This window comes from uncultured Campylobacter sp., assembly GCF_937921625.1.
Classification (GTDB): Bacteria; Campylobacterota; Campylobacteria; order Campylobacterales; family Campylobacteraceae; genus Campylobacter_B.
In genome coordinates this window covers 1-20,166 of the sequence record NZ_CAKZTI010000017.1, presented here as the reverse complement: position 1 = coordinate 20,166, position 20,166 = coordinate 1, and the positions used below count along the sequence as shown (strand labels likewise).

The following is a 20,166-nucleotide window of genomic DNA, read 5'->3' as shown; positions in this document are numbered from 1 at the left end:
ATTAGCTTTTTTCGTCTACGATGACGATTTTGCCGCTACGCGTGGATTTGATACCCACAAAACGATCCGGATATGCTTGTTTTAGCTTGTCGGCTACGATTTTGATAAATGCGCCATCAAAAGCCTTCGTGACGATACGCTCATTTCCGGAGCGTTCCACGAGCGCATTTACATAAGAATCGATAAATCGTTCTTGATTTTGTAAAAATTCCGCGATTTCAAAAACCACAGCAAGATCATATCTGATGCTGATCCAGTTGTAAATCATATACGAAAGTGCCTTGTAGCGGTGTCCTTCTTTGCCTATCAAAAGCGCGCTATCCTCGCCTTGCAGCTTGATATAGACGGTATTTTCGTCGATTTTGCTAACATCGCTAACTTCGATATTAAACTCGCTTGATCTAAAAAGTGCAGATAGCTTCTCTTTGATATCGGATAAAATTTCATCCGTCACAACGCCCTTTTGCTTTTCTTTGCGATGTTTAGAATGCGTGGTGCGAGGACTTTGAGACTCTGATTTGTCGCCCTGCTTTTTCTCTGCTTTGCCGGTTTTGTTTTGAGAGGCGCTAAATTCCGGATTTTCACTAAATTTCTCCCCTTCCAAAACCGCTTCTATAATGGCATTTTTCTTAAAAAGGCCCAAAAATCCGCCGCTTGGATGCTGCAGCACGCGCACGTTAAGCTGCGTTACTGAGCATCCCAGCTCAGCTGCTGCTTTATTATATGCGTCTTTTAAATTTTCTGCTTCAATTATCATGATTTTTTCTCCGCTATTTGAGCTTGTTTATGCCTAGCAAAGGCTTTATTAATGACGTATTGCTGGATAATGGAGCAGAAGTTATTGACCGTCCAGTATAACGTAAGACCAGCAGGGAACATCACAAAAAATACCGTAAAAATAAGAGGCAAGAATTTCATCATCTTCTCTTGCATCGGATCGGTAAATGTAGTCGGCGTAATCTTTTGCTGCAAAAACATCAAAATTCCCATCGTAATCGGCAGGATGTAATATGGATCTTTAAGTGACAGATCGTGGATCCACAGCGCCCACTCCGCACCCTTTAGCTCGATCGCATTAAGTAGCACGCGGTAGATCGCGAAAAATACCGGTATCTGAAGCAGTATTGGCAAGCAGCCGCCCATTGGATTGGCACCGTTTTTCTTATACAGATCCATCATATGCATCTGCAGCTTCTGCTTATCGTCCTTGTATTTCTCCTGAAGCTCCTTCATCTTAGGTGCCAGATCTTTTAGCTTATTCATCGATAGCATTCCCTTGTAACTTAGCGGGAATAAGATTAGGCGGATGATGAGCGTAAGCACTACGATCGACCAACCCCAGTTACCGATATAGCCGTGCAACCAGTTTAGAAATTTAAACATCGGGCGGGCGATGAAGGTAAACCAGCCGTATTCGATAATGTGCGTAAGAGCAGGATTTATCGAGCTTAGCGTTGCGTGATCTTTCGCGCCGATATAGCCCGTAAGACTAAGATCGCCGTCCGAGCCTATGAAAACCTGCGAAATTTTATCTGCGTCAGTCACGGTCACATTCAAGCTCTCTCCGTAAAATAGCGTCGTATAATAGCGATCGGAGCTTGCAGCGATATTTGCACCGCTTATTCGCTCATTTTTATCCACGTCGCCATCTTTAAAAATTTCTACGCTTTCGCTTATAGCTTGCGAGCCAGTAAAAAATGAAGTGATTTTATCTGAAATTCCCGCTTCGCCCGGTTTTCCTACGATGACGCCGTGAACCGTATAGCTATCTACTTCTACGTTCGGGCGCGAGCCAGGGCTGATGAAATAACGCGCATTGCCGCTTAACTTCAGATCCAATTTATAACTACCATTTGGATAAAAGGTAAGAATTTTATTTATGCTAACGGCACCTAAACTTTGACTTAACGTAACGCTAGCCTCTCCATTTCGTGCGTCAAGCTCATTAGATGAGGCGCTATAAGGAGTATCGAAAGCCATCGCATTCAACGCCGCGTCCTCGAAGCGCATCTCAAGCGGTTTAGAATGCGATTTAGGATCGATCAAATTTATCGCATCACCGTTTTCGTCACGGAATTTAGCATCATTTAGCACATACGAGCTTATGCGACCGAGCCCGTCGATCGTGAAATTTGCTTCTTTGCCAACCACGCGCACTAACGGTGCAGAGATGGAATTTACGGTATTTAAATTTGCTCCCTGCGCGCTCACGCCAGCGGCGGTAGTTTGCGGAGCGGACTTGGCGGCATTTTTTTGCGCGATTTGCGCTGCGGTTGCGTTTGCCTCCATAGCGGCGCGAATTTTTGATAAATAAAAATGATCGTAAGCTACGAAAAATATGAGCGCAGTTGCTATTGCAATAGCAAGGCGCTTTGATTGAGGAAGTTTATCTAGCACTATTTTTCTCCTAGTCGTATGACGTAATATCTATTTTTTTTATATGGTATAAACCAAAGCTTAAATTTCTCCGCGCGCGCGTTAAAGCCGCCTTCGCAGGCTTTTGAAAATACGCAAAATTTGAAATTTCGCGCGATTATCGGATAATCTATGCCGCCGCTAAAGAGCGGATTGCATCTTAAAATTCTAGCCGTTACAGCGCAGAGCGCGCCAAAGACGCCGTTAAACTTAAACTCATAAAGCGCGTATTCCGAACAGCTCGGATAATAACGGCAACAGCGCGGTAGCAAAGGCGAAATAAATTTTCGATAAAACCCGATCGCGACTATAAAAAATCTCTTCATTTTACTGCGCCGATCTTTTTAAACGCCCATTTTAAATTTCGTTCGATGTCTTCAAAGCTCATATCTATGATCTGCTTTTTTGCGATTAATATAAAAATTCCGCTAACAATGGCGTCTTTTTGATTATAAAACGCTGCGCGCAAACGTCTTTTAGCGTAATTTCGCGTAACTGAATTGCCTATTTTTTTGCTGGCGACCGCGCTAAATTTACGCTGCTCGCTAGCCAAAAAATACACAACAGCGCATTCGCAATGCCACTTCGCCGCACTTTTATAAACCTCCGAAAAAACGCTGCTATCGCTTATCGCAGCAAATTCGCCTACGCAGCCAATCTTCTTCTGCCTTTAGCGCGTCTTGCACTTAAAACTCTGCGACCGTTTTTTGTTTTCATACGGGCGCGAAAGCCGTGAGTGCGCTTTTTAGGGGTATTGTGGGGTTGGTACGTTCTTTTCATAACTGTTCCTTTAAGAAAATGTAAAGCGGAGATTTTATAGAAACTTTACTTAAAAACCGATAAACAAAAGCAGCCCTAGCGCCGATAAGCGTCGCCTTGCAGCTTTTTACGGCGCAGTTTTAAGCCCTTCTCATTTTTATTGTTTCGCTCCTTGATGTCTTGCATCGGCTGTTTTTTCATCGAAAAATCATCGTGGTCGCCTACGCCTTTTGATTCACGTTGCAAATTATTTTGCAGGCTTTGCCTATCTAGTTCATTTTTTTGACGATTTAGCAGAATTTCACTATGGTTTTTCTCAAATTCTAATTGTTTATCGTTCGCAACGTAAGCGCTGGCGCTAAGGCTTACTGCACCATCTTGCGCACTTAGTACCATAGAATCAGCAAATATCGCGCCGCAAAGCAGCCAAAATATCAAAGCCTTTTTCATTTGCGTTTAAATTTACCTGCCATCGCGCGATAGATCGCCGCCTCGTTTTGAAGCGTCAAATATCTTTGATTTAGCTCGTTTATCTTGGCATTTACGGCGTCGGTGCGGGCTTCTAGCATATCCTTTAGCTCGCTTGAACCTGCTTCGTATTTCGCGGCGTAAAGATCGGCAATACGCGCCTTTTCGTCATAAGCGGCACTTAAATTTTTAAGGCTAGCCAGATTGATCTGATAAATTCTATATAAATTTAGCACCTCATTCGTAGCGTTAGAGAGCGTCTGTTCGTAATTTACGACGTTTTTGCGAAAAGCGATCTCCGAAATTTTAAGGCGGTTTTCAACCCTCGCATAATCCAAAAACGGCAGACTTATGCTTACGTTGCCGCTTAAAAAATTTAGCTTGAAGCTATCGTTAGCGCTCACGCCTTGTCCATTAGTAAGCCCCGCACCTAAATTTACGCTAGGAAAGAAATTTAACTTAGCGGTCTGTTCATCATAAAAACTGGAATTTAACCTAGCGATCGCAGCTCTAATGTCGGGGCGGTTAGCAAGCGCCGTGTAAGGCACATTTAGATCAACGCCTTGAAATTCTATGGAATTTATCGAATCGGTGTTATCATCAAATTGCAAGCTGGAGGAGATGAGATTTCTCATATATTTATGATTATCCTCGATATTTTTTTGAATGCTTAAGACCTTGTTTTCAAGCCCTAGGATAGAATTTTGAATCTGCCTGTAATCAAGCTGTTCGGACTTGCCGTAATCGTATTTTGCCTTGATTATTTTTTCGATTTCGCGGTAATCGCTTAAATTCTGTTTTGTCCATTTTAGCGAATCGTTTAGATAAAGCATCTCGAAGTAGCCGCTTACGACGGAATTTATAAGAGTCAGGCGAGTATTTTCAAGGTCAAACTCGCTGGCTTTAGCATTCCAGCCCTCGGCATTTACCGCCGAGCGGATCTTGCCGAAAAGATCAAGCTCATAGCTTACATTAAAACCCGAACTATAGGTTTTGTTCCAATTCGAGCCGGTGCTTATGTCGCGATTAGCGCCCGCACTCCACGAGCTGCTTAGCGTAGGAAAAAGATCAGCCCTGCTTAGCCCTAAATTTGCATAAGCACTCTCAACGTTTAAAGCCGCTGTTTTTAGATCGTAGTTATTCGCAAGAGCTTGATCTACAAGCTTATTTAGGTATGATTCGCCATATTTTTTATACCACAGCGTATCGATTTCATAGCTTGCATTTTCGTCCTTGAAATGCTCTACAGGCTTAAATTCGACCTCACTTTGATTTGAGGCGCAACCGCCGATAAAAACAGCTAAAATGCCGCTTAAAATTACTTTGGAATTTATCATTTTCTCTCCTTGTTTATTCTTGTGCTAAAGCATCTATCGGATTTAATCTGCTGGCGTTTCTTGCCGGCAGATATCCGAAAACTATGCCGATCGCGGACGACGCTGCAAAGGCGATCACGAAAGGCGCGGTAGTAAATTTCATCGCAAAATCTGGGCTTATGGTATTAAATGCAAATCCAAGCGCCAAAGCGATTAAAATTCCCAAAGCTCCACCGAGCGAGCAAAGCAAGATCGCCTCTATCAAAAACTGCTGCAAAATGTTGGATTGCTTCGCGCCGATCGCCATCCTGATGCCGATCTCGCGCGTGCGCTCGGTGACGCTTACGAGCATGATATTCATCACGCCGATGCCGCCCACGACGAGCGAGATAACCGCAATCGATGAGATCAGAATCGTCATCGTGCCGGTAGTGCTTTGTATTGTTTGTTTGATAGTATCTGCGTTCATCGTATGAAAATCCCGCGAACCGTGTCTTTGGATAAGTAGCTGAGTTAGGCTCTCTTCGGCCACTTGAGTATTGACATCGTCTTTGATTTTGATGGTGATAGAGCTGATTTTTCGATTGCCCGTGATTTTATTCATCACAGTTGAATACGGCGCGTAAATTCTTAAATTTTCGTTGCTTCCGAAGGCGTTTTTATCCTTGCCCGAAACTCCTATGATCTTAAGTGGCTTACCCGAAAATAAAATCGTCTTTCCGATAGGATCGGAATTTTTAAAAAACGTTTTTTTAGTGTTTGGATCGATAATCGCGACAGAGGCAGAATTTTTAATATCATCGTCGCTAAAATTTCTACCATCTTCTATATCTATGCCATTAACCGCCAAAGAATTCACGCCGCCGCCGCGCAGTTGAGCCTTGGAGCTTAAATTAGCATATGTTGCCGTACCGCTTGCAGAAGCATTTGGTGTGGCATAATCGACGTAGGGCTGGCGCGCCAAAACTTTAGAATCGCTTATCGTAAGGGTGCTCACGAAGCCCGCTCGCACATCGCCGAAATTTTTACCGGGATAGATATCGATCGTATTAGTGCCAATTTTACGGATCTCGGATAAAATTTTCTCCTCCGAACCCTTACCGAGAGCTACTACGCAGATAACCGAGGCGATGCCGATGATGATGCCTAACATCGTCAAAATCGATCTTAGTTTATGCGAAAATATAGCGCTAATCGACATTTTAAAGCTCTCGATTAGCTGATCTTTGCAAAATATAAAGGAATTTTTAGTTTTAATCTGCTCTTTTTTGCGCTCAAAAATCCGCCCAGCCTTTCTTTTATCGCTTAAAATTCTACCGTCTTTTATCTCGATGATACGATCCGCAAATTCCGCAATATGCGCATCGTGCGTGACTATGATGATGGTGTGGCCCTCTTTGTGCAGCGCCGTTAAAATTTGCATCACCGTCTCGCCGCTTTTGCTATCAAGCGCGCCGGTGGGCTCGTCCGCCAAAATCACTTCGCCGCCGTTAATTAGCGCGCGGGCGATACTTACTCGCTGCTGCTGCCCGCCGCTAAGCTTGCTCGGTAAATTTTTGGTGCGATCACCAAGCTCCAGCTTATCCAAAAGCTCCACCGCCCGTTTCGTCCGTTCGCTCGCCCCTACGCCTGCATACACCGCAGGCAGCGAGACGTTTGCGGTCGCATCCATCGTAGCGATGAGATTATATTTTTGAAAGACGAAGCCGAATTTTTTACTTCTAAGCGCCGCAAGCTCATCGCCGCTTAAATTCGCGGTCTCGCGACCTTCGATCTTGTAGCTTCCGCTGCTTGGCGTATCGATGCAGCCGATTATATTCATCAGCGTCGATTTTCCGCTTCCGGATTGCCCGATTATCGATATAAACTCGCCCGCTTCGATATTTAAGCTTACGTCCTTTAGTACGTGGATTTCGTTATCGCCAAGAATGAATTTTTTGTTTATATCTTTAAGCTCTAGCATCTTCATACCATAAAATTTTAACTAAAACACCATCGGAGGCCCGTCCATATTTAACGGCGCGGCTTTTCCGTCGGCGATAAGCACCTCATCTTTTTCATCCAAACCGCTTAAAATTTCAGTATTCAAATCGTCGCTGACGCCCGTTTTTACGTATCGCTGCTCGGACTCTTTGCCGTTAAGCACCGTGACGTAATCGCCTCCCCCGTCGCGCTTGATAACCGAGGTAGGTAGGTAGCTCGTATTGTTCGCTTCGCTTACGATTATGTTGTTTTCGGTCGTCATTCCGATCTTTAAAAAATCGTTTTCGTTATCCACGAGCATCTTTGCATAAAAATAGATCGCGCTATCGCTGCTACTCGAAGAATAAGACGATCCGCTAGAGGTTTTATCGTAAGTCCCGTCGCTAAGCGTGGTAAGACCGGGATCGATCTTGTAAATTTTAGCCTTTTTGATATTATCCAGATCTGATAATATGGAGTATTCTACGTCCATTCCGACCTTTACTTTGGATATATCGCCCTCTGCGATTTGCATCTTGATCTCCATCTTGCTTAGATCGGCGATCTTTACGATCGTAGGCGTAGTTTGGTTGGAATTTACCGTTTTGCCCTCCTCTACCGGCATGGAAACGATCGTACCGCTTATCGGAGCCGTGATCTTGGTATAGCCAAAATTTGTCTCTGCGGTGCTTAGCTGAAGTTTGGTCTGCTCGATCTGCGCCTCGATCTGCTTCTGCTCGGCTTCCTTTAAAGCGGCGCTATTTCTGGCGTTTTCCACAGCCTCTTTGGAGGCGGCGTTTCTTTTATACAGCTCAAGCTCGCGGTTATACTGCGTTTTGGCGTTTGCCGCGGCGATCTTTGCCGAAGCTAAATTTGCTTCGTGGATTAGAAGCTGCGCCTTTTGCTGCGCGATCTCGTTTTCTTGAGTGACCGAGTCGATCTGCGCGATCATATCGCCTTTTTGAACCTTATCGCCCACTTTGACGTAGAGTTTTTTGATCTGTCCGCTTACCTGCGCGCCCACGTCGACCAAATCCCTGGCATAAACCTCTCCCGCAGCCGTCACCGTGCCTCTGATATCGCCCTTTTCAAGCCTTGTGGTGAGGGCTTTCGGTGCCTCTTCTTGCTTAAAAAATTTACCGTATAAAAAATATATCGCAATAACGATAAACAGAGTAAAGACGGTAAATTTCAAGGTTTTTTTCATTTTGCCAACTTCAAATAAAATAGGGGCTAATTCTAATGTAAAAATATAAAATTTTAGTTAAATACTAAATTCTTTGCTCGCGCAGGGCGTAAAATTTCATGATCTTTTTATGTAAAATTAGCGAAACATAAATTAGCGCCGAGCCCGCAAGTAGGCGCGCTAGATCGGCGTCCTTTTGCCAAAATACCAAATTTACGACGATCGCTGCGGGAATGAGCGCGTTATTCATAATCGCAAGCACGCCGCTATCGACTTCGCACGCGCCCTTGTTCCACAAAAAATAGCCTAAAGCGCTAGCTACCGTGCCCAGATACACGATCACCGCGCCTTGCGAGAAGCTAGGATTAAATTTAGAAAAATCTCCGAGCACGATCGCGGCAATCGCCGTAACCGCGGTAGCCCCCGCGAAAAAGTAGCCGAAAAGTTCCTTCTGCTCGCTAAAGCCGTGACGCTCCAGCATAAATTTATACGCGCTCTGTCCGAGCCCGAAGCATAAATTTGCGCCTTGTACGAGCAAGAAACCCGTCAAAAACTCAGAGTTTATCGCGCCGAATTTTATCACCAAAGCACCTAGCACCGCGACAGCGACGCTGAAAAGATATAGCGCGCGAAATCTAAGCTTAAGCGCGTCGTAAAGCAACGTCACGTAAAACGGAGTAAATATCGTAAAAAGCGCCACTTCATAGACCTTCAAATACGCAAAGCTGCGGTAGTAGAAGATATACATCACGCCGATCTGCACGGCGCCCACGGCGCAAATTTTAAGCGCTAAAGTGGGATTTACGCCGCGAAATTTCATAAACGGCAAAAAACAAATTAGCGCCAACGATACGCGCGAAAATGCCAAATACGCGCTGTCTATGCCGCGCAAAAACTCGCCTATCAGCGAGAAACTAAAAGCCCAAATACAAGTAACTAAAATCAGTTTTTTCAAAACGTCCGCCTAAGCTTTAAAATTTAGGCGGAATTTTATAAAATTTTAGTTAAATTTGGGATTTAAATTTCGCTCGCGCGGCATAAATTTAGGTTTTTATTTATTTTAAATGTGTTAAAATTATCCGATTTTTGAAATTTAAGGGTAAAAATGAACGACGTTTCGGTTATAGTTCTTGCCGCAGGGCTGGGCACTCGGATGAAGTCGCAAAAAGCTAAAGTTCTTTTCGAGCTTTGCGGCGAGCCGATGATAATCCACATCCTAAAGAAAGCTTACGAAATTTCAAACGACGTGAGCGTGATTTTACACTACCAATTCGACGAGGTTAAAAGCGCGGTTCTAGCGCACTTTCCAAACGCTAAAATCTACAAACAAGACCACGAGCATTTCCCCGGCACTGCGGGCGGACTAAAAGAGGTCGAAATCCGCGGAGCCAAAACGCTCATAATCTGCGGCGATATGCCTTTGGTAAAAAGCGCCGAGCTTCGCAAACTCTGCGAGGAGGATGCGGAAGTAAATTTAAGCGTTTTTAGCGCGCGCGATCCATTCGGATACGGTCGCGTAATTACCCGCGGCGGCGAAATTTTAAAGATCGTCGAGCAAAAGGACGCAAGCGAGGAGGAAAAGGCGGTAAAAGACGCAAACGCCGGCTGCTACTGCTTCAAAAGCGACGCGCTAAAACAGATCCTACCGCAGATCAAACCAGATAACGCGCAAAAAGAGTACTACCTCACAGACGCGATCAAAATCGCCAAAGATATGGGCTTAAAATGCGCCGCCGTGTGGGTGGACGAGCAAAGCTTCATGGGCATAAACGATAAGCTCGCCCTCAGCATCGCCGAAAATTTAATGCAAAACGAGATCAAAGAAAATTTGATGAAGCAAGGCGTTTTAATGCGCCTACCGCAAAGCATCTACATCGATAGTAGGGCGAAATTTATCGGCGAGTGCGAGCTGCAAGAAAACGTAAGCATCATAGGTCCTTGCGTGATCGAAAGCTCGCTCATAAAAAGCGGCTGCGTCATCGAAGATAGCGTCGTAAAAAACTCCGATATCGGTCCGATGGCACATCTGCGCCCAAAATGCGAAGTCATCGGCACCCATATCGGAAATTTCGTCGAGCTTAAAAATGCGAAAGTAAACAAGATCAAGGCGGGGCATTTAAGCTATCTTGGAGATTGCGAGATCGATGAGGGCAGTAATATCGGCTGCGGCACGATTACGTGCAACTACGACGGCAAGAAAAAATACAAAACAATAATCGGAAAAAACGTCTTCATCGGCTCGGATACGCAGCTAGTAGCGCCCGTGCGGGTGGCCGACGACGTCATAATCGCCGCAGGCACGACGGTTACAAGCGATGTTCCGAGCGGCGCGCTGGCGATCAGCCGAAGCAAACAAATCAACAAAGATGGGTTTTTCCATAAATTTTTTAGGAGCGAAGATGAGTAAGAAAAAGGTTTTACTGGCGGTTTGCGGGAGTATCAGTTTTTACAAAGCGTTTGAAATTTTATCCGCTCTGAAAAAGTCGAATTTCGACGTCTATATCGCGCTTAGCGACGGCGTGCAGGAGTTTGTCAGCTACAAAGCTTTCGAGGCGCTGTGCGATCACCCCGTGCTTTGCAAAGCCAACGAAAACTGGCAGGCGGGCATCAACCACATCGCTTATTCCAAGGTGGATTTAGTTTTGATCGCGCCTGCGACGGCAAATACGATAAACAAGCTCGCGTGGGGCGTCTGCGACAATGTATTTTTAGAGGTGCTAAACGCGGCTTTCGCCCACGCCAAGGTAGTCATCGCGCCGGCCGCAAATCCCGCGCTACTTGAAAACAACATCACGAAAAACTGCATCGATATGCTAAAAGCGAGCGTGAATGCGTATTTTGTGGATCCGATAGAAAAAACTCTAGCTTGCGGCGATACCGGCAAGGGCGGACTAGCGAGCACCGAGGCGATTATGCAGACGCTAAAGCGTGCGCTTTACAACGATAAATTTTGGGAGGATAAAACCGTCATCATCACCGGAGGCGCGACGATCGAAAAGATCGATAGCGTGCGCGGCATTACGAATTTCTCCAGCGGCAAAACCTCCAAAGCGATTGCCGACGCGCTGTTTTATCTGGGTGCAGACGTGACGCTGATCTCTAGCAACGAATATGAAAATTTACCGTACAAGCTCGTTAAATTTGAAAGCACTATCGGGCTAAAATCGGCGCTTGACAGCACAAAATTCCCAGACGGCGCATATTTGATAATGGCGGCCGCGGTAAGCGACTACTCGCCGAAGGTGCGCTACAAAGATAAGGTGAAAAAAGCGGAGATCGGCGAAATTTGGAATTTACGCCTGGGCGAAAACGAGGATATCTTAAGCTCCGTGCGCGGAAATATCAAAAAAGTAGGCTTTAAACTCGAAACCGACCGCGAAAACGCCGTCGGCGAGGCTAAACGCATGCTAAACGAAAAGCATCTAGATGCCGTATGCCTAAACGTACTGGACGACATCATCAAGCTCGGCGGCGACGTCCTTAAGGTCACCTTCATCACGAAAAACGATCAGGTCGTGATCGACACCGCGCCGAAGGACGAAGTCGCCCTAAAAATCGCGGCTGAGCTGAAAAAAATCTGATCCGTGAATAGCCTAAATCATCTAGCCCTCGTGATGGACGGCAACGGGCGCTGGGCGAAAAAGCGCGGTTTGCTGCGCACCGGCGGGCACGAAGCGGGCGCGGAGGTCGTGGAGCAGATCTGCGAGTTTTGCATCGACGAAGGCATCGCAAACCTCACGCTCTACGCCTTTAGCACCGAAAATTGGAAACGTCCGAAAAGCGAAGTGGAATTTTTGATGAAGTTGCTTCAAAAATTCCTAATCTCGCGCCGCGAAAAATTTATCCAAAACGGAATAAAATTCTATCCGATCGGCGATATATCGGTTTTTGAGGGCGATCTGCGAAGCGAGATCGAATATCTTTCAAATTTAACTCAAAACGGACGAGCGCTAAATTTTAACCTAGCGATCAACTACGGCTCGCGAGACGAGATCGTGCGAGCGTGCGAGCGGCTGCTTGCAAGCGGCGAGCGACTAAGCGAAGTGGGCATCGGCGCGCATCTGGATACCGCGCACAGCGGCGACGTGGATCTGCTGGTGCGCACGGGCGGCGAGCAGCGGCTGTCGAATTTCTTACTCTGGCAAGCAAGCTACGCCGAGCTTGCGTTTGCGCCGACGCTGTGGCCGGATTTCACGCGCGAGGAGCTTGCTCGCATAGTGGATGATTTCCGCCGCAAACAGCGCCGCTTCGGCGGTCTTTAAAATTTGACGGCACGGGCGGTTTAAATTTTAAAATTTTAATCCTCGAACGCCATTTGCGACGCGATAAATTTTAAAATTTAATCTGCTGGCGCTCGCGACACCATGAAATTTTAAAATTTCAGGATTTTAATTTACGGTATCGTAAAATTTAAAATTTTAATACGTAGGCGCGCGGCGCTATAGAAATTTTAAATTTCGCCCTTTTAAATTTAAAGCTCTAGCGCGAGCCGTGTTACGAGGTACGGTAAATTTACGCGGCAGGAATTTTAAAATCACGCCGCCCGTTCACGCAAGGACCGAAAGGAAGGCCATGAGCTACTACATACAATGTGGTTGCCGCAAAAAGCTTACGAAAAAGCCGATGAAAACTCTAAGATGCCCAAGATGCGGCAGCGTGTATAAAAAACCAAAGAAATTTATACTGGCGGTCTACATTTGCCTGCTGCTGTTTTTTATGCTAGCGTTTACCCTCATCCCCGATAAAATGGGGATTTTGACATCTGCAGGCAGCGGGATAGGCGCATATATTATGTTTTTATGGATCGTAGATACTTTGAACTTCGATCTTTTGGACGCCGTGATACTGGTGGCGGGATTTTTGATTTTCGGCGGATTATATGAGGCATGGGGGCGAGCCGCTAATCGCCGGGCTCATAGCTATTTTATTTTGCGTGGGCGCGGCGGCGATTTTCGTAAAATTTTTCCCTTATGAGAGGCAAAAAATCAATGAAAACTAAGAAATTTCTCGCTACCATAAAGCATTTGATTAAATTTTAAAAAGTTAAAAGCTCCAAAGGAAAAAGATGGATTTAAATATCGTTTACGGCGTGATTTTTGCGGTATTCGGCACCTGCGTGGGCTCGTTTTGCAACGTCCTGATCTACCGCCTGCCACGCGGACAGAGCGTAAATTTCCCCGCTTCGCACTGCCCGAAATGCTCTCACGCTTTAAAATTTTACCACAATATCCCGCTGCTTTCGTGGCTCTTTTTGGGCGGCAAATGCGCCTTTTGCAAAACCAAAATTTCGATCCGTTACCCGATCGTCGAGCTTTTAGGCGGCGCGCTTGCGCTTGCGGCGTATTTCGGCGAGCCCGATCTTGCAAAAGCCGCAGTGCTCGGGCTTTGCTTCATCTTACTTATGGCGCTTTCGGCGATCGATTTTGAGTATAAAGCCGTGCCTGAGAGCCTTCTTTACGTAGTTACGGCGCTTTCGCTTGCTTATACGCTGATGTATGATTTTGATCTTAGCGGCGTGGGCGCGGCGGCGGGATACGCGGCGATATTTTTCGTGCTGCGCCTCATCGTCACCTTCGTGCTAAAGCGCGAAGCGATGGGAAGTGCGGATATTTTTATCGCGGGCGTTATGGGGGCGATTTTGGGCTGGAAGCTGGGCGGTATCTCGATCTACATCGGCGCGATTTTGACGCTGCCTGCGTATCTCATCGCGAACAAAAAAGGCTACGAGCTGCCGTTCGTGCCGTTTTTATCGATGGGGCTGCTTCTTACCTTTATCTTCAAAGATCAAATTTTAAGGCTCTTGGACGTCATTTATGGATAGAGTGCAGCGCTATTTATTTAGCAATTTCGTCGGTTCCTTCGCGTCGCTTTTCAGCACGCTTTTTATCATAATGTCGATCGTCTTTTTCCTTCAGATCGCGCGCATTACGTCATTTATCGAGATAAATTTTTCAGAGCTAGTAAAGCTCTATCTTTTCATGCTGCCGCGCATCCTCATATTTACGGTGCCGATCGCGTTTTTCGTAGCGCTTAGCATCTCGCTTTTTAGGCTCTCTAAAGAGAACGAAACGATCGTCATCTTCACGATCGGCTACGCCACGCGCAAGATCGCGCTGTTTTTTGGCATAAGCGCCGCGCTGTGCTCCTTGGCGCTGCTTTTCGTCTCGCTTTTTATGATGCCGATAGCTGAAAATTTAAAGGACAATTTCATCGATTACAAAAAGATCAGCGCGACGCTAAATATCAAATCCAACGAATTCGGGCAGAAATTCTCCGACTGGCTCGTTTTTATCGACTCGCAGGAAAACAACGGCTCAAGCACGCTGTATAAGGATCTCGTGCTGTATAATCCAGGTGGCTCGCAGGATCACGAGCGGATGATCGTAGCGCGCAGCGGCGAGTTTAAAAACGAAAACGCGAGCTTTTCTGCGATGCTACACGACGGCAAAATTTACACGATGGGCGGCGAGCAGTGGCACGTAAGCGAGTTTGAAAGCCTAACCCTGCGCACGCAAAGCGACCGCAATATCCGCGGCGGAGGCGGCGTGATCGGATACTGGAGCGATATGAGCGGCAGCGAAAAGCGCAGGAAAGAATTTAGCATCTACACCCTCGTCTCGCTCTTTCCGCTGGCGAGCTTTCTGTTTGCGCTAAGCCTCGGCATTGTGACCTATCGTTACGAAAAGGGCTTCGTTTACGCGGGGATCTTCGGCATGCTTTTTAGCTACTTCGCGATGATCATGCTGCTCTCTAAATACCCAAGCATCGCGCTTCCAGTGACATTCGGCGTTACGCTTATCGCATCGCTGCTTTACTACAGGATCAAAATTGCCCCAAGGTACTGAAAAAAGCTCCGAGCTTTGCGGCGGCGAAATTTTAAACAAAAGCTCGTCCGCTCGAAATTTAGCGGATAAAATTTCGGCGAGCGAGCCTAGCGCGTCTAAAATTTTGCGTAGCGTAAATTTAAAATGCAAAGCGCAAAACGGCGAGCAGGCTTTGATCTTAAACGATAAAATTTTAAATTTTAAAAATTCCGCTCTTGCAAGTACGGCAAGCGATACAGCTGCCTATACTGCACCCGATTGCGGTTTGAATCACGAAAGCGTCAGGCGGAATTTGGACGCCGTTTCCGCCAAAGAGGTCGCGCGCGCGGCAAATTTAAATTCCGCCGCTTCCGATATTTGCGCGGCAAACGCTGCAAAAGCTAATGTGGCAAGTGGCGACGCTTTAAAAATCCATATCTCGCCCGTAGCAAAATTTTACACTACCCCTCCCGCGTCCGCCCACACCGCAGACTCCCGCAAAGCAGACGCCGCCTACAAAGCGGGCATTTCCGCAAACACCCTCGCAAGCGCGTCCGAACTCAAAAATATTATTGAAAGCGCGCCTGCAAGCGACTTTGTAGCGAGCGAACTTGCGCACATCGGCAAAATAAGCACCCCGCCAAATATCCCCGCAGATGCGTGCACCTTCGCAGCAAGCGCAAACTCCGAGCGCGTAAAGCTCAAGCTCGTCTATTCCTACGACGGCTCGAAATTTAGCGGCTCGCAGTCTCAGCCCCACGGGCGCGGCGTCGAGGATGTGCTGCGCGCGGCTTTGGGGCGAGTAGGGATCTTTGCGCCGCTCATCAGCAGCTCGCGCACAGATAAAGGGGTGCACGCGCTGCGCCAGGTAAGCTGCGTCGAATGCACCGTGCATTGGGAGCTGTCGCGCCTAAAAGAGCTTATCAACCGCCACTGCGCGCCCTATATTTTTGTACATCACATCAGCCCGGTGCCGCGCGATTTTCATCCACGTTACGACGCTATGGCGCGCTGCTATCGCTACGTTTTAAACCACGGACGTCCAAGCCCCTTTCTTAGCGATTTTTGCGTGTTTTATCCGCGCGTAGATCTTGCCGCGCTCAATGCTGCGCTTGCAAATTTTATCGGCGAGCACGATTTTAGCGAGTTTATGAAAAGCGGCAGCGACATAAAAAGCCCCGTGCGCGAGCTCTACGTCGCGCGCGCCTACTCTTTTAGAAATTTAACCTTGATAAATTTTAAAGCCAACGGATTTTTGCGAGCGCAGGTGCGGCTGATGGTCGCAAACGCGCTAAAATCCGTCCAGAGCGGGCGCAAGATCAGCTTCTCGCGAGCTCTTAGCAGAATCCCCTTTCCGCCGAACGGGCTGTATCTTAGCGGCGTGAGTTATTAAGACTTGAAATTTATAGCGTTAAATTTTATCCACGGGCGTTTGGATTTCAAGCTTAGAATTTTATCGCGGTAAAATTCTGCATATGAGAGTAGATCGCCACCCTACTTTGATATTAAATCACCTGAACCACGATGTGTAAAATCGTAAATTTGCGCGAAATTCGATCTATTTTTATTAGAATTTTATAGAAATTTAGCAATACTTTCAAACTTTTAACTCAAAAAGGAGCAAAGATGAAAAAATTTTCTGTTGCTTTGGCCGGTTTGGCCTTACTAGCTAGCGTTTCGGGCGCTAAGGAGTTCATCAATATCGGCACTGGCGGTATGACCGGCACCTATTATCCTGTGGGCGGCGCGATTTGCCGCTTGGTAAATATGGATAAAAATATGAAGTGCTCCGTGCAATCGACGGGCGGCTCGACGTATAACGTCAATAACGTGCTTAAAAAAGAGCTAAATTTCGGCTTCGTTCAAAGCGACGTCGTCTATGATAAATACAACGGTACGGGCAAATTTCAAGGCGCGGCGGATAAAAATTTACGCTCCGTAATTTCGATCTATCCGGAGCTTTTGGCCTTCGTCGTCTCTAAGGAGAGCGGTATCAAAGCCTACGACGACGCTGCGGGCAAAAAGATCAATATCGGAAACCCGGGCAGCGGCAACGAGCTAACCAGCACGATAGTTTTTGAAAACTACGACTTTGATCTTAAAAAGCTCGCCCAGCACGGCGTCTTAACGGCGCAAGAATGCCCGATGGCGCTAAAAGATAAGAAGATCGACGGATACTTCTACGTCGTAGGACATCCAACCGCAAATATCACCGATGCGGCGACTTCGCTTCCCATCGACTTGGTTAGCATCGACGATGAGCATATCAAAAAAATTCTAGAAAAATATCCATATTTTGCCAAAGGCGTGATCCCTGCGAAAATGTATGACGGGGTAGATCACGATACGCAGACTATCGGCGTAAAGGCTGTGCTTGTAACCGACGCTAGCCAAAGCGACGAGGCGGTTAGGGCGGTAGTTAAGGCGATACTTGATAATTTCGACGAGTATAAAAAGCTACACCCTGCGCTAAATTTGGTAAGCAAAGAATCTCTTTTAGAGGGGCTTAGCGCGCCGCTTCATCCTGCGGCAGAGGCGGTGTATAAAGAAGCTGGGTTGTTGAAATAGGCTAGTTGATGGAGAAATCTACACAAAAAGATGAGCAGGTTTTAGAGGTAAAGAGTAGAGAATTTACCTCTAAAAAGCTCTTCTGGCTCGTGACGCTGGTCTGCTTCGCGTGGTCGGTCTTTCAGCTTTACATCGCATATTTTACGCTAAATACGAATATCGCGCGCTCAATCCATTTGGCGTTCGCCATTTTTATAATTTTTTCGCTTTTTCCATTTCGCCCGCGCTCCAAGGCGCATTTTTATATCCCGTTTTACGATTATATTTTATTAATCGTCGGAGTCGCCGCGATCTTGTATCCTGCGATAGAATTTAACGGGCTAGCGCAGCGCCCGGGAAATTATCTGACCAGAGATATCGTGGCGGCCTTTATAGGTATTTTTATCCTTTTTGAGGCGGGTCGTCGTATGATGGGACCCGCGCTTGGCATTATCGCTTTTACCTTCCTTCTGTATTGTTACTTCGGCCCCTATATGCCAGATATCATCGCGCACCGCGGCGCAAGCTTTGAACTGCTTGCAGGGCATATGTTTTTAACTACAGAGGGCGTATTTGGCGTGCCGATAGGGGTCAGTACCAGCTTCATCTATCTGTTCGTGCTATTCGGCGCGCTTTTGGAGCGAGCCGGAGCGGGGCAGTATTTTATAAACGTAGCGTTTGCGATTTTAGGTCGCTTCCGCGGAGGACCTGCCAAGGCTAGCGTAATCGCCAGCGGACTAACCGGCATGGTAAGCGGCAGCTCGACCGCAAATGTCGTGACAGTGGGCACCTTTACGATCCCTCTAATGAAAAAAGCAGGACTTACCGCCACTAAAGCGGGCGCTATCGAGGTCGCCGCAGGTGTAAATGGGCAGCTTATGCCGCCTATCATGGGCGCTGCGGCGTTTATCATCGCGGAATTTTTAGGTATGAGTTACACCAACGTAATGATCGCGGCGGTGATCCCCGCTTTCGTCTGCTACGCGGGGTTATTTTTCATCGTGCATCTGGAAAGCTGCAAGTTGGGGCTTCACGGCAGCCGCGATTACGCCAAGGTTTCAAAGCTAAAAATTATATTTAGCGGCATTCATTACATAATACCGATTTTGGTGCTTCTTTTTACTCTATTGATTCTGAAAGAAAGCGCGATCTCTGCGGCGTTTAACTCGATCTGCGTGCTATTTTTAATAATGATCGTACAAGAGCCCGCTAAAAAAACGATATTTGGCGAAAAGGTTGGCAAGTCCGATTTTATCGTCGGTTTTGTCGATATTTTTTGGGCTATGGTGGGTGCTGCTAAAAACATGGTCACGGTCGCCGTTGCCACCGCGCTAGCGGGCATCATCATCGGCTCGATCTCTCTTACCGGGCTGGGGCAGGTTCTTTCAGAGCTCGTAGAAGCAGTCGCGGGAAATAGCATAGTACTGATACTTCTGATGACTGCGATAATGAGCCTTATTTTGGGCATGGGACTTCCTACGACGGCGAATTATATCGTCGTTTCAAGCTTAATCGCGCCAGTGATTTTGATACTAGCGGGCAAAAACGGTTTTTTGATCCCTGCGATCGCAGTGCATCTTTTTGTCTTTTATTTTGGAATTTTAGCCGACGATACCCCGCCAGTGGGTATTGCAGCATACGCTGCGGCGGGTATTGCAAAGGCAAATCCCGTAACCGTGGGACTTCAGGGCTTCGTGTATGATCTGCGCACCGCGGTGCTTCCATTTGCGTTTTTCTTCAACAATAAGCTGCTTTTGATCCAAAGCATCGGCGATCCGATGGATTCAAAGAGCATCGTTTGGATCAGCGATCCACTGCAAATCGTGCTGATTTTTGCCACGGCGATCGTGGGTATGTTTGCCTTCAGCTCCTCGCTTCAGGGCTGGTTCGTAACCAAGTGTAACCCGATAGAGCGCCTGCTATTGCTGCTCGTAACGCCGCTAATGCTGGTGCCTAATATCTGCGCGAAATTCATAGAGTTTATCCCGAGCGAATACGCAAGCTACGGCATCGGCGCTGCGATCTACGTGCTGATCTTTACAAAACAGTGGCTTTTAAGACCTAAAGACTCTGGCGATACGCACGCCGAAAATAGCGCGCCTGCGGCGTAAATCTAAATTTGATCCCGCTAAATTTTAAAATTTGCGGGGTCTTATTAAATTTATCTTCTTACTTTGCATTCTTGCGCTAGGATTTTAAATTTGAATCCACTCTTTGCTCTAAATTTAAAACCTCGGCAGATTGTGCTGTGCTGATAAATCTAGTTTAAATTTAAATCCGCCTATATAAACTATTCAAAATTTTAAATTGTGCCGAAGCGATTATGCTCCTTAAATTTATTCATACGAAGTTACCGTGTTAATAAAACTATCGTGTGCTAAATCCATGCTTGTCTATATGATTATCGCAAGCCACAGGATACACGAAATCAATAGAGCAAAGCCGTTTTCGCGTTGCCGCTTGAAATGCCTTCGATGGTTTAAATATACACGTCCACAAAAGCTAAAATGATTCTTAAAGCAGATAAAATCAAAAACTGTGCAAAATTTCTCCAAAACAACTTGATGATTAAGGATTAGCGTTACAAAATTTTACTTATTTAGAGCGACTCCTTGATTATATGTTGTACTTTATTTAAAATAATTTTTATAAAAATATCGATGGAATGGGGAATTATTAGTCAAATTTAATTCTATAAAAATACTTTAAT

Annotated in this window: 19 protein-coding genes; 9 read left to right on the top strand and 10 right to left on the bottom strand. The window is 46.3% G+C overall.

The features are described 5' to 3' along the window. Nucleotide 1: 1 nt before the first annotated feature. From Q0101_RS02375 to Q0101_RS02330, 10 genes are all read right to left on the bottom strand, one after another. A complete protein-coding gene (locus Q0101_RS02375; protein ID WP_297941942.1) occupies nucleotides 2–757 on the bottom strand; it encodes a Jag N-terminal domain-containing protein in 756 nt (251 codons plus the stop codon). Then, a complete protein-coding gene (gene yidC, locus Q0101_RS02370) occupies nucleotides 754–2,397 on the bottom strand; it encodes a membrane protein insertase YidC (RefSeq protein ID WP_297941940.1) in 1,644 nt (547 codons plus the stop codon). The genes Q0101_RS02375 and yidC overlap by 4 nt, the downstream gene beginning before the upstream one ends. Continuing rightward, complete coding sequence (yidD, locus tag Q0101_RS02365; protein ID WP_297941938.1) at nucleotides 2,397–2,741, bottom strand: membrane protein insertion efficiency factor YidD; 345 nt, start codon at nucleotides 2,739–2,741, stop codon at nucleotides 2,397–2,399. The genes yidC and yidD overlap by 1 nt, the downstream gene beginning before the upstream one ends. Then, nucleotides 2,738–3,046 carry a ribonuclease P protein component gene (gene rnpA / locus Q0101_RS02360; protein ID WP_297941958.1) on the bottom strand — a complete coding sequence of 103 codons (309 nt, stop codon included), beginning with the start codon at nucleotides 3,044–3,046 and terminating at the stop codon, nucleotides 2,738–2,740. The genes yidD and rnpA overlap by 4 nt, the downstream gene beginning before the upstream one ends. Nucleotides 3,047–3,060: 14 nt before the next feature. Further along, the gene (gene rpmH / locus Q0101_RS02355; RefSeq protein WP_297941936.1) at nucleotides 3,061–3,195 is read right to left on the bottom strand and encodes a 50S ribosomal protein L34; all 135 of its coding nucleotides are present in this window, start codon (nucleotides 3,193–3,195) and stop codon (nucleotides 3,061–3,063) included. Between the two features lie 75 nt (nucleotides 3,196–3,270). Continuing rightward, a complete protein-coding gene (locus Q0101_RS02350) occupies nucleotides 3,271–3,624 on the bottom strand; it encodes a hypothetical protein (RefSeq protein WP_297941934.1) in 354 nt (117 codons plus the stop codon). Continuing rightward, nucleotides 3,621–4,979 (bottom strand): efflux transporter outer membrane subunit, encoded by a 1,359-nt coding sequence (locus tag Q0101_RS02345; protein ID WP_297941932.1) that lies wholly within the window; start codon nucleotides 4,977–4,979, stop codon nucleotides 3,621–3,623. Before Q0101_RS02345 ends, Q0101_RS02350 begins: the two co-directional genes overlap by 4 nt. 13 nt (nucleotides 4,980–4,992) lie before the next feature. After that, nucleotides 4,993–6,921, bottom strand: a complete 1,929-nt coding sequence (locus Q0101_RS02340; protein WP_297941930.1) for a MacB family efflux pump subunit — start codon at nucleotides 6,919–6,921, stop codon at nucleotides 4,993–4,995. Nucleotides 6,922–6,942: 21 nt separating this feature from the next. Continuing rightward, nucleotides 6,943–8,127 (bottom strand): efflux RND transporter periplasmic adaptor subunit, encoded by a 1,185-nt coding sequence (locus Q0101_RS02335; RefSeq protein WP_297941928.1) that lies wholly within the window; start codon nucleotides 8,125–8,127, stop codon nucleotides 6,943–6,945. A 64-nt stretch (nucleotides 8,128–8,191) separates the two neighbouring features. Next, a complete protein-coding gene (locus Q0101_RS02330; protein ID WP_297941926.1) occupies nucleotides 8,192–9,061 on the bottom strand; it encodes an EamA family transporter in 870 nt (289 codons plus the stop codon). Between the two features lie 150 nt (nucleotides 9,062–9,211). On the opposite strand from Q0101_RS02330, the gene glmU reads away from it, so the two are divergent. The 9 genes from glmU (at nucleotide 9,212) to Q0101_RS02285 (ending at nucleotide 19,567) form a co-directional block, all read left to right on the top strand. Next, nucleotides 9,212–10,513 (top strand): bifunctional UDP-N-acetylglucosamine diphosphorylase/glucosamine-1-phosphate N-acetyltransferase GlmU, encoded by a 1,302-nt coding sequence (gene glmU / locus Q0101_RS02325; RefSeq protein ID WP_297941924.1) that lies wholly within the window; start codon nucleotides 9,212–9,214, stop codon nucleotides 10,511–10,513. After that, on the top strand, nucleotides 10,506–11,687 hold the full coding sequence (gene coaBC, locus Q0101_RS02320; RefSeq protein ID WP_297941922.1) for a bifunctional phosphopantothenoylcysteine decarboxylase/phosphopantothenate--cysteine ligase CoaBC: 1,182 nt from the start codon (nucleotides 10,506–10,508) through the stop codon (nucleotides 11,685–11,687). The genes glmU and coaBC overlap by 8 nt, the downstream gene beginning before the upstream one ends. A 3-nt stretch (nucleotides 11,688–11,690) precedes the next feature. After that, complete coding sequence (uppS, locus tag Q0101_RS02315; protein ID WP_297941920.1) at nucleotides 11,691–12,368, top strand: polyprenyl diphosphate synthase; 678 nt, start codon at nucleotides 11,691–11,693, stop codon at nucleotides 12,366–12,368. Nucleotides 12,369–12,678: 310 nt separating this feature from the next. Next, nucleotides 12,679–13,080, top strand: coding sequence for a hypothetical protein (locus Q0101_RS02310; protein ID WP_297941918.1), 402 nt, complete (start codon nucleotides 12,679–12,681; stop codon nucleotides 13,078–13,080). A 91-nt stretch (nucleotides 13,081–13,171) separates the two neighbouring features. Continuing rightward, nucleotides 13,172–13,927: an A24 family peptidase gene (locus Q0101_RS02305; protein WP_297941917.1), complete on the top strand. Its 756-nt coding sequence runs from the start codon at nucleotides 13,172–13,174 to the stop codon at nucleotides 13,925–13,927. Continuing rightward, nucleotides 13,920–14,951 (top strand): LptF/LptG family permease, encoded by a 1,032-nt coding sequence (locus Q0101_RS02300; protein WP_297941914.1) that lies wholly within the window; start codon nucleotides 13,920–13,922, stop codon nucleotides 14,949–14,951. Before Q0101_RS02305 ends, Q0101_RS02300 begins: the two co-directional genes overlap by 8 nt. 604 nt (nucleotides 14,952–15,555) lie before the next feature. Then, on the top strand, nucleotides 15,556–16,302 hold the full coding sequence (gene truA, locus Q0101_RS10675) for a tRNA pseudouridine(38-40) synthase TruA (protein ID WP_366939381.1): 747 nt from the start codon (nucleotides 15,556–15,558) through the stop codon (nucleotides 16,300–16,302). Between the two features lie 233 nt (nucleotides 16,303–16,535). Further along, nucleotides 16,536–17,477, top strand: a complete 942-nt coding sequence (locus tag Q0101_RS02290; RefSeq protein WP_297941909.1) for a TAXI family TRAP transporter solute-binding subunit — start codon at nucleotides 16,536–16,538, stop codon at nucleotides 17,475–17,477. An 8-nt stretch (nucleotides 17,478–17,485) separates the two neighbouring features. Further along, nucleotides 17,486–19,567, top strand: coding sequence for a TRAP transporter permease (locus Q0101_RS02285; RefSeq protein ID WP_297941907.1), 2,082 nt, complete (start codon nucleotides 17,486–17,488; stop codon nucleotides 19,565–19,567). The last annotated feature ends 599 nt before the right edge of the window (nucleotides 19,568–20,166 follow it).